Source organism: Microbacterium sp., assembly GCF_032084865.1.
GTDB lineage: Bacteria > Actinomycetota > Actinomycetes > Actinomycetales > Microbacteriaceae > Microbacterium.
This window is the reverse complement of record NZ_DAMDLU010000109.1, coordinates 1-9526: the sequence shown is the minus strand read 5'-3', so window position 1 is coordinate 9526 and position 9526 is coordinate 1. Positions and strand designations below refer to the sequence as shown.

The 9526-nt window shown below is 70.6% G+C and carries 9 protein-coding genes, 1 tRNA gene and 1 pseudogene; 4 read left to right on the top strand and 7 right to left on the bottom strand.

Features of this window, described 5'->3' with window-relative positions; translation table 11 throughout:
• The 3 genes and pseudogenes from RT309_RS11175 to RT309_RS11165 all read left to right on the top strand — a co-directional run.
• A pseudogene (locus RT309_RS11175) lies at positions 1–223 on the top strand (pyridine nucleotide-disulfide oxidoreductase); the annotation flags it as partial.
• Positions 223–1224, top strand: coding sequence for a proline racemase family protein (locus RT309_RS11170; protein ID WP_313357064.1), 1002 nt, complete (start codon positions 223–225; stop codon positions 1222–1224). The pseudogene RT309_RS11175 and the gene RT309_RS11170, both read left to right, overlap by 1 nt.
• Positions 1225–1280: 56 nt before the next feature.
• Positions 1281–2753: an aldehyde dehydrogenase (NADP(+)) gene (locus RT309_RS11165; protein WP_313357062.1), complete on the top strand. Its 1473-nt coding sequence runs from the start codon at positions 1281–1283 to the stop codon at positions 2751–2753.
• Between the two features lie 140 nt (positions 2754–2893).
• Here RT309_RS11165 and RT309_RS11160 read toward each other — a convergent pair whose 3' ends face one another.
• From RT309_RS11160 to RT309_RS11150, 3 genes are read right to left on the bottom strand one after another with little or no spacing between them, the layout of a single operon-like run.
• Entirely contained in the window at positions 2894–4090 is a 1197-nt protein-coding gene (locus RT309_RS11160) for an amidohydrolase family protein (protein ID WP_313357060.1), read from the bottom strand.
• A 29-nt stretch (positions 4091–4119) separates the two neighbouring features.
• Complete coding sequence (locus RT309_RS11155) at positions 4120–5103, bottom strand: proline racemase family protein (RefSeq protein ID WP_313357058.1); 984 nt, start codon at positions 5101–5103, stop codon at positions 4120–4122.
• Positions 5104–5144: 41 nt separating this feature from the next.
• Entirely contained in the window at positions 5145–6074 is a 930-nt protein-coding gene (locus RT309_RS11150) for an ornithine cyclodeaminase family protein (protein WP_313357056.1), read from the bottom strand.
• Positions 6075–6181: 107 nt separating this feature from the next.
• Between RT309_RS11150 and RT309_RS11145 the strand changes: the two genes are divergently transcribed.
• A tRNA-Ser gene (locus RT309_RS11145) sits at positions 6182–6272 on the top strand.
• 77 nt (positions 6273–6349) lie between these two features.
• Here RT309_RS11145 and RT309_RS11140 read toward each other — a convergent pair.
• The 4 genes from RT309_RS11140 to RT309_RS11125 form a co-directional block, all read right to left on the bottom strand.
• Positions 6350–6790 carry a hypothetical protein gene (locus RT309_RS11140; protein WP_313357054.1) on the bottom strand — a complete coding sequence of 147 codons (441 nt, stop codon included), beginning with the start codon at positions 6788–6790 and terminating at the stop codon, positions 6350–6352.
• Between the two features lie 95 nt (positions 6791–6885).
• The gene (locus tag RT309_RS11135) at positions 6886–7563 is read right to left on the bottom strand and encodes a GntR family transcriptional regulator (protein ID WP_313357052.1); all 678 of its coding nucleotides are present in this window, start codon (positions 7561–7563) and stop codon (positions 6886–6888) included.
• 114 nt (positions 7564–7677) lie between these two features.
• Positions 7678–8583 (bottom strand): dihydrodipicolinate synthase family protein, encoded by a 906-nt coding sequence (locus tag RT309_RS11130; RefSeq protein WP_313357050.1) that lies wholly within the window; start codon positions 8581–8583, stop codon positions 7678–7680.
• 54 nt (positions 8584–8637) lie between these two features.
• The coding region (locus tag RT309_RS11125) for a M24B family metallopeptidase (RefSeq protein ID WP_313357048.1) at positions 8638–9526 on the bottom strand (889 nt) is incomplete at its 5' end.

Sequence of the window (9526 nt, the reverse complement as noted above, 5' to 3'; positions counted from 1 at the left end):
CGCCATGCGCCTGTCCACCCGCGCTGCACTCGGCGCGTGCCAGGGCCGCACCTGCGGCCGCAGCGTGGAGGACGTGCTCGGCACGAGCTTCGGCGTCGACCGGCGTCCGGTGCTCTCGTCGGTGCGCATCGGCGAGCTGGCCGCGCTCGCCGGCCGCGACAGCGGGCATCCGGCATCCGCCGCTCCGTCCGCATCCACGAACCGATCCGCAGGAGGAATCTGATGCGCGCCCGTCGAACGATCCAGGCCGTCGACTCGCACACCGAGGGGATGCCCACGCGCGTCGTCACCGGGGGAGTGGGACGCGTCCCCGGGGCGACGATGAACGACCGCCGCCTGTATGCCATGGAGCACCTCGACGGACTGCGCGGCTTCCTCATGAACGAGCCCCGCGGACACGCCGCGATGTCGGGAGTGCTGCTGCAGCCCCCCGCCCGCGATGACGCCGACTGGGGGATCGTCTTCATCGAGGCATCCGGATTCCTGCCGATGTGCGGCCACGGCACGATCGGGGCGGCGACCGTGCTGGTCGAGACGGGCATGGTCGAGGTGACCGAGCCGGTCACCGAGATCCGCCTCGACGTGCCGGCAGGACTCGTCATCGCGCGGGTGCGCGTGGAGGACGGCCGCGCCGTCGACGTCACCATCGAGAACGTGCCGAGCTTCGTCGACCGTCTCGACGAGCGCATCGACGTGCCAGGCATCGGCGAGATCAGCTACTCGGTCGCGTTCGGCGGCAACTACTACGCGCTCGTCGACCTCGAGCAGGTCGGGCTGCCCTTCGACCGCGCCCGGCAGGACGACATCCTCGCCGCGGGACTCGCGATCATGGACGCCATCAACACCCAGGCCCCGCCCGTGCATCCGGTGCTCGAGGGCGCGAACCACGTGCACCACGTCGAATTCATCGCGCCGGGATCGGATGCCGTCCGCTCCCGCCACGCCATGGCGATCCATCCGGGATGGTTCGACCGCTCGCCGTGCGGCACGGGGACGAGCGCGCGGATGGCCGAGCTGCACGCCCGCGGCGAGCTCGCCCTGCACACCCCGTTCGTGAACGAGTCGTTCATCGGCACCGAGTTCACCGGCACGCTGGTGGCCGAGACGCGCGTGGGCGACCGCCCCGCCGTGGTGCCGACCATCACCGGACGCGCGTGGGTGACCGGACTCGGGCAGTATCTGCTCGACCCGGACGACCCGTTCCCCGAGGGGTTCGTGTTCTGACCCGCACGCCGGACCACTCCGACAGCACAGACAGACATCGAGACGAGGAGAGAACAGTGACCCAGAACCCGATCGACACCGTCGCCGCCGACGCCGAGGCCGCCGCCCGGCCGTTCGCCCGCACCAGCCCCCGCGAGCGCGGCGCCGCCCTGGTCGCGGTCGCCGAGGCGCTCGAGGCCGCTGCGCCCGAGCTCATCGACATCGCGATGCGCGAGACCGGCCTCACCGAGGCCCGGCTGACCGGTGAACTGCGGCGCACCGCCTGGCAGCTGCGGCTGTTCGCCGACACGATCGTCGACGGCGGCTACCTAGACGTGCGAATCGACGCGGCCGATCCCGAGTACGTCATCGGTCCGCGCCCGGATCTGCGCCGGATGCTGGAGCCGGTCGGCCCCGTGCTGAACTTCGCCGCCTCGAACTTCCCGTTCGCGTTCTCCGTCGCCGGCGGAGACTCGGCCGCAGCTCTCGCCGCCGGATGCCCGGTGGTGGTGAAGGCGCATTCCGGGCATCCGGAGCTGTCGCGGCGCACCGCCGAGATCGTCGCCGCCGCGCTCGAGGGTGCGGGGATGCCCGCGGGCGTCTTCCAGCTGATCAGCGGGCAGGAGAACGGCGTCGCCCTGCTGAAGGACGAGCGCATCCGTGCCGGGGCGTTCACCGGTTCGACGCATGTCGGCCGGATGCTGGCCGACATCGCGGCATCCCGGCCCGTGCCGATCCCGTTCTTCGGCGAGCTGGGCAGCGTGAACCCGGTCTATGCGACCTACGCCGATTCGGCGCTGCTCGAGGCGTTCGTGGCCTCGGTGGCGGGCTCGGCCGGCCAGCTGTGCACCAAGCCCGGGTTCCTGTTCGTGCCGGACGGGGCCGACCTGAGCGCGGTGACCGACGCCGCCGGCTCCGTCGATGAGCACCGGCTGCTGAACCCCGGCATCGGACGCGCCTTCTCGCAGCGTCGCGACGACGTGCTGGGTGCCGACGGTGTCACCGTGCTGGCACAGGGCGAGGTGCGCACGGATGATGCCGGGCAGACCTACGCGACCCCGACCGTGGTGACCGTCGACGTCGACACCCTGATGGGCAACCGCGACGCGCTGCTCGAGGAGTCGTTCGGGCCGCTCTCGGTGATCGTGCAGTACGGCGACCGTGACGCGCTGCCGGCGCTGCAGGTCGAGCTGTTCCCCGGCAACCTCACCTCGACTCTGCACGCCCGTGCTGACGAGCTCGCCGACGGGTCGCTCGCGCCGCTCGTCGACGCACTCGCACAGACCAGCGGACGCGTGCTGTTCGGCGGATGGCCCACCGGCGTCTCGGTCACCCCCGCCATGCAGCACGGCGGCCCGTACCCGGCCACCACGACGGATGCCACCAGCGTCGGCACCGCCGCGATCACCCGCTTCCTGCGCGGCGTCGCCTACCAGGGCGCGCCGCAGCAGCTGCTGCCCGCACCGCTGCGCGACGACAACCCGTGGAACGTGCCGCAGCAGCACAGCGAGGCCGGTCGCTCGCAGGAGTGGGGATCGTTCGCCCGCTGACCCGACGCGCCTGGCCTGGCCTCGCCGCGCCGCGCCGCGCCGCCGAGACCCCACCTCTGCCGAGACCCCCACGTGTGCACAGACGCACGTGGGGGTCTCGGCAGCACGTAGGGGTGTCGGCGACCGCGAGGAACAGGTAGTCAGATCCGGACGCCGGAGCGGATCACACCCAGACGCGCGTCCTCGCGCCACAGCGCCGAGGGATCGGCGATCGGATCGGATGCCAGCAGTACGGCATCCCCGTATGCGCCCGGGCGCAGATGCCCCAGCGCGGCATCCCCGATCAGGTCGGCGTTCACGACCGTCATCGACTGAAGGGTGCGGGTCGCGCCGCTCGCCTCGACCTGCAGACGCACCCCGGCCAGCTGGTCGTCTTCGAGGTCGCCCATCAGGTCGCTGCCGAAGCCGACGCGCACGCCGGCGGCGTGGGCCAGCCGCACGGCATCCTGCCCCTTCGAGAGCACCTCGGCGTTCTTCGCGAGTGAGACGGCGTTCAACCCGATCTCGGCGCCGCGGCGATCCATCGCGTCGTACGCGGCGAGGGTGGGCACGAGGAAGGCGCCGGCCTCGGCCATCATCTCGGTGGTCGCCTCGTCGATGAGGTTGCCGTGCTCGATCGAGCGGATGCCGGCTCGCACCGCGTGCTGCACGGCCTCAGACGAATACGCGTGCGCCGCGACGTAGCTGCCGCGACGGGTGGCCTCGTCGACCACCGCGCGCAGCTCGTCGGGGGAGTACTGCGGGATGCGGATCGGGTCGGTCAGCGAGAACACCCCGCCCGATGCCATCACCTTGATCGCGTGCGCGCCGGTGCGCAGCCGCTCGCGCACCGCGACGCGCAGGGCGTCGACGCCGTCGACGACCTCGCACATGTGCCCGTGCGAGAAGCACACGTCGACGTGCGCGGCACGCGGATCGCCGTGCCCGCCGGTCTGACTCAGCGCCGGGCCGGTGAAGTGGTACCGCGGGGAGAGGAAGAGTCCGGCGTCGATCGCCTGCGCGAGGCCGATGTCGCCGCCCGCGACGTCACGCACGGTCGTGAATCCGCGCTGCAGGGCGCGGGTGAGTCGTCGGGCGCCGTTGAGGGCGGCGTAGCTGAGCGGGCCGCGCTCGTTCTCGAACCCGTCCATGCTGGTGGCGTAGGCGTGGAAGTGCGCGTCGATGAGCCCGGGGATGACCCAGAGTCCGGCACCGTCGAGCACGTCTGCGTCGGGTGCCGGATGCTCGCACACCCGCCCCTCGGCAATGTGCAGGTCGCGGCGCTCGAAGCGCTCGCCGTCCCAGACCTGGGCACCGCTGACCGTCAGCGGTGTGGTCGCGGGGGAGGAAGTGGACATGCGATATCTCCTCGGTGCTCGGTATCGGGTCAGCGCAGGCTGAAGCCGTCGGCGACGGGGTCGTTCTCGTCGAGCTCGAACGTGCAGGCGCCGACCCGGTGCGCGGTGCCGCGCACCTCGGGGATGACGCCCGTGGGGGTGCGCTCGGCGACCCGGGCGAGGAAGCGGGTGCCGATGATGGAGTCGTGGGTGAGCGTCTCGTCGTCGGCGAGCTCGCCGGTCGCCGCGAGCAGCGCCACGCGCGCCGCGGTGCCGGATCCGCACGGGCTGCGGTCCACCTCGCCGTCGGCGAACACGGTCACGTTGCGCTGGTGCGGGCCGGTGTCGGTGCGGCCGAGATCGTCGAACAGGATGGTGCCGTAGACGCCCGAGAGGCGGGTGTCGTCGAGCTGCGCTGCCGGATGCTCGTTGAGCGCCCACTTGATCTCGCGGCCGATCGCGATGAGATCGGTGGTGTGCTTCGGGGTGACGTCGAGCCCGACGGCCGAGGCGGGCAGCGTCGCGTAGACCGCGCCGCCGAAGACGAGGTCGACCTCGACGTCGCCGCGCGAGGTGCGCAGCGGGATGCCGCGCGCGAGCACCCGCGATTCGACGTTGCGGAAGGTGATCTCGTCGATGCGTCCGGCGCTCTGTCGCACCAGCGCCTGCACGCGTCCGCTCGGCACGTCGATCGTCACCGCCGTCTCGCCATCGGGGTCGGACGGGACTCGGCCGGTGCGCACGGCCCAGGCGCCGAGGGCGATCGTGCCGTGTCCGCAGGCGGTCGAGAAGCCGTCCTTGTGCCAGAACAGCACGCCGAAGTCCGCGTCCGCGTCGTCGGGCGGGGTGATGAACCCGCCGTACATGTCATCGTGGCCGCGCGGCTCGAGGCAGAGGAATCGCCGGATGGCATCCGCCTCACCGCTGATCGCCTCGACGCGGCGCTCGGCGACTGTGTCGCCGTGCGTGGGCACGTTCTCGACGATGCGGAACGGTTCGCCGGCGGTGTGCCAGTCCTCGGTGCTCCACTGCATGCGTTCTCCTTCGATACTCGTGTGATTCCGCGGTCCGGCGCTCAGACGGCCAGCCGGGCGACGGCGAGGTCCTGCCAGCCCATGCCGCAGGTCTTCACGATCCGCGGGCGATCGGTCGCCGCGGGGGTCGCCCCGGTGAACAGCTCGTGCATGGTCACGACGTCGTCAAGGCGCAGCATCCCGGCCTCGACGGCGACGATCACATCACCGGCTTCGGATGCCGCGACCCGTCGGCTCTCCACGACGACCTGCGATCGGCCGACGAGCGCGGGGTCGAGTTCGGTGCGGTCGGGCTCGTGCGAGCCGATCGCGACGATCGTCGCGTCATCGCGCACGGATGCGGAGGGGAACAGAGGAGCGGATGCCGTGGTCGCGCACACGATGAGGTCGGCGGCCGCGATGTCGTCGAGGGTGCCTGCGCGCATGTCGGCGTCCGGAGCGTAGGAGCGGGAGGCATCGACGGCGGATGCCGCGCGACCGGCGTCCCGCCCGATGATGCGCACCGAGCGCAGCGGGCGGATCGCCGCGAACGCCTCGACGTGCCGGACCGACTGCGGGCCGGTGCCGATGACGACGAGATCAGCGGCATCCTCGCCGGCGAGCATGTCGGCGCAGGCGGCGGAGACCGCGGGGGTGCGCAGGCTCGTCAGCGCAGTTCCGTCGAGGATGGCCGTGGGGGCGAGGGTCTCGCCGTCGACGAGGATGTAGACGCCCTGAATGCGCTCGAGTCCGAGAGCGGGATTGCCCGGGGCGACCGTGGCGAACTTCTGACCCACGGCGCCGCCGGCAGCGGCGGGCATGAGCAGCAGCTGCCCGTTGGGGACGTCGAGGATCTGCCGCGCGAGGTCGTGCTCGGGGTCGAACCCGTCCCGCAGCGTGCTCTGCACGGCCGCGATGGCGGCGGACATGCTCACCCGCTCGGTAAGCAGCTGCGCGTTGACCAGGGCGAGATCGGCGATGACGTCGGGCATGATCCCAATCTAGAGTCCGATTAGTAATATGTCACGCGCTATAACCGTGATCCTTCGCGTGTTCGTCGATTGGCGGAGCGGGGGAAGGATGTCGTAAGCTGGACGACGGTGACGTGTCCGAGCGGCCGAAGGTGCAACTCTCGAAAAGTTGTGTAGGGTAACCCCCTACCGTGGGTTCAAATCCCACCGTCACCGCCATGAAAACCCCCGAGTGATCGGGGGTTTTCGCATGTCCGAGGGTGTAGCGCGACCTCTCGACGCATGTTTCGCCGACGTCACTTCCCCTGCGCGTCCGTGCGCTCTGCGTCGGAGTTCGGCGTCCAGCCGAACCAGCCGTCGTCGGCGGTGATCACGTTCCACTCGCCGCAGGCGAAGACGGTCTTCGCCGCGTAGGGGTCGGGCGCACCGTCGAGCGTCCACACCGGAGCCGAGCGCCGCTCCACATCCACGCAGTCGCCAGCGAGAGCGAAGTCACCGGTGAGCATGATGACCGCGTCATCGGAGCTCTCCGACGTCGAGGTGCGCACGGTGATGTCGGTGGCATCCGCGGGGATCCACGGCGCGTCCACGTCCGCCCCGGCACGGAACGCCGCGAGGTCGTCGAAGGTGCGTGTGGACTGCTGGTGGACGAGCTCCTCGTACACCGCGCATCCGGTCAGGGAGAACCCCGCTGCGGCGATCAGGGCGGAAGTGGCGAGGGCTGTGCGTGCGTTCATGCTTCCAGCCTCGCGGCGGCGGATCGGCGCCGCGTCGGGCGTGCGAGGTATCCGCGTACCTCGCACGGATGACCCGGTCGCGTAGCCGGGAAGAGTCAGCTGCCTGCTTCGGGCCGCCCGGCCCACCAGCCGATGACGTGGCCGATGTGCTGGTGCATGAGGCGCTCGGCGCGCTCGCCCTCGCCCTCGGCAAGCAGATCCAGCAGCTCGTGGTGCTCGGCCGCAGAACGCGACAGCTGCTCGGTGGCCAGCATGCCGGCAAGGCCCGGCAGGCGGGTCTCCTTGCGCAGCTGCGAGATGAGAGCGGCCAGACGGGGGTTCCCGCTGTGCACGTTGATGGCCTCGTGGAAGGCGCGATCGGCCTCGAGGTACGTGGTCAGGTCTCCGCTGGAGGCGCCCTCGACGATGGCATCCGCCGTCGCGCGCAGCTTCTCGATGGCATCCGCAGGGATCTTCCCCGCCAGCTCGCGCATCACCGGCGGTTCGAGCAGCCGCCGCACCGCGACGATGTTCGCCACCTCGTCATCGTGCACCTCGGTCACGCGGAACCCCTTGTTGCGCACCGCCTCGACGAAGCCCAGCTTCTCGAGGTTCAGCATCGCCTCGCGCACGGGCGTGGCCGAGACGTTGAACCGGGCGGCGAGAGCGGGTGCCGAGAACAGCTCACCGGGAGCCATCTCGCCGGCTCGGATCGCCGCCTCGAGCGCCACCTCCACGCGCTCCCGAAGATTCATCACCGGCTGCAGGGGAGTGACGACGGAGGGGAGTGTCATGAACGACCACCGATCAAGAAGCGTAGGCAGTGCCATGCGGCATGGCACTGCCTACGAAACTACCGGATGCCGTGGATGCACAGCGACAGCGCCGCCGCGCATCCACGGCGCGGATCACTTGCCGTAGCCCTTGGCGGCGGCCTCTTCGGTGTCGGCGATGATGCGATCGGCCACGTCCTTCGGGAGGGGCAGGCGCGGCGGGCGGCACGGGCCGCCGTACAGGCCGAGCACGTCCATCGAGAGCTTGATCGACTCGACGAACTCGGTCTTGGTGTCCCAGCGCAGCAGCTTGTGCAGGTCGCGGTAGATCACCTTGGCGCGCTCGAGGTCGCGGACGTCTCCCGAGGTCGACAGCCGGAACAGCTCGACCGTGGCCTGCGGGATGGCGTTGGGGTAACCGGCCACCCAGCCCACGGCGCCCGCGATGCCGATCTCGAGCACACTGTCGTCGGTGCCGATGAGGATGTCGATGTCGGGAGCGAGCTCCTTGATCTCGTAGATGCGTCGCGGGTCGCCGGTGAACTCCTTGACGCCCACCATGTGGCCGGCCGCGTGGATCTCGGCGATGAGGTCGGGCACGAGGTCGACCTTGGTGTCGATCGGGTTGTTGTATCCGACGACGGGCAGGCCCACCTCGGCGACGGTCGCGTAGTGGTGCTTCACCTGCTCGCGGTTCGCCCGGTAGGTGTTCGGAGGCAGCAGCATGACGCAGTCCGCGCCGGCCTTCGCCGCCTGCTCGGCCCAGTGCGCCGACTGCAGGGCACCGTACGCACCCACACCCGCCATCACCGAGAAGCCCTCGGGAGCGGCATCCACCGCCACCTCGATCACCTGAGCGCGCTCCTGCTCGCTGAGGTTCTGGTACTCACCGAGAGAGCCGTTCGGCGCGATCCCGTCGCACCCGTTCTCGGCGAGGAAGCGCACATGGTCGGCGAACCGGTCGTAGTCGACCGAGAGGTCGTCCTTGAACGGCAGGGCGGATGCGACGATCACGCCATGCCAGGGAGCCTTCTGAGACATCATTGTTCCTTTCCAGCTTTCGCGGCGTTGAAGCCGTTGGTCATATGTAACATATTACAGCACGGATCCCATCCAGTGCTCCAGGCCAGCCGCATCGATCGGAAGGGCGTCGCTGAGCACCTCGATGCCGCTGTCGGTGACCACGACGTCATCCTCGATCCGCACGCCGATGCCCCGCAGCTCGGGCGGCACGGTCTCGTCCCACGCGTGGAAGTACAGGCCGGGCTCGACCGTGAGCGCCATCCCCGGCCGCATCGCGGCCTCGAAGTACTGTGCGTACGAGGATGCGCCGCAGTCGTGCACGTCGAGTCCGAGGTGGTGGCCGACGCCGCACACGATGTAACGCCGATGGTGCTGGCCGTCGGCGGAGAGCGCCTCGTCGACGGAGACCGGCAGCAGCCCCCAGTCGGACAGCCCCTGCGCGAGCACCTCCATGCATGCGACGTGGAAGTCGCGCCAGTCGCGGCCAGGCGCCACCGCCGCAAGCCCTGCGCGGTGCGAGCGCTCGACCAGGTCGTGCACCTCGCGCTGCGCGGGAGAGAAGCGGCCGCTCGCAGGTAGCGTGCGTGTGACGTCGGCGGTGTACCCGCTGCGGTTCTCCACTCCCATGTCGAGCAGCAGCAGCGCGTCGGGATCGACCGGGCTGTCGGCGCGCACCCAGTGCAGGATGGGCGCATTCGCGCCCGAACCGACGATGCTCGCGTATCCCGGCGCCTGGCCGACCGTGCGGGCGTGCCGGTCGAAGGTGCCCTGCAGCCAGCGTTCCCCGCCGTGCTGCACGGCCCGCGGGATCTCGCGGCGCACCTCTGCGAATCCGTCGACCGTGTGCCGCACTGCCGCGCGCAGCTCGGCGAGCTCCCACGCGTCCTTCTGCATCCGCAGCGCCGACAGCATCCGGGCGAGCTCGGCCGAGCGGCGTCGGCCGCCCAGGCGGCGACCGGGC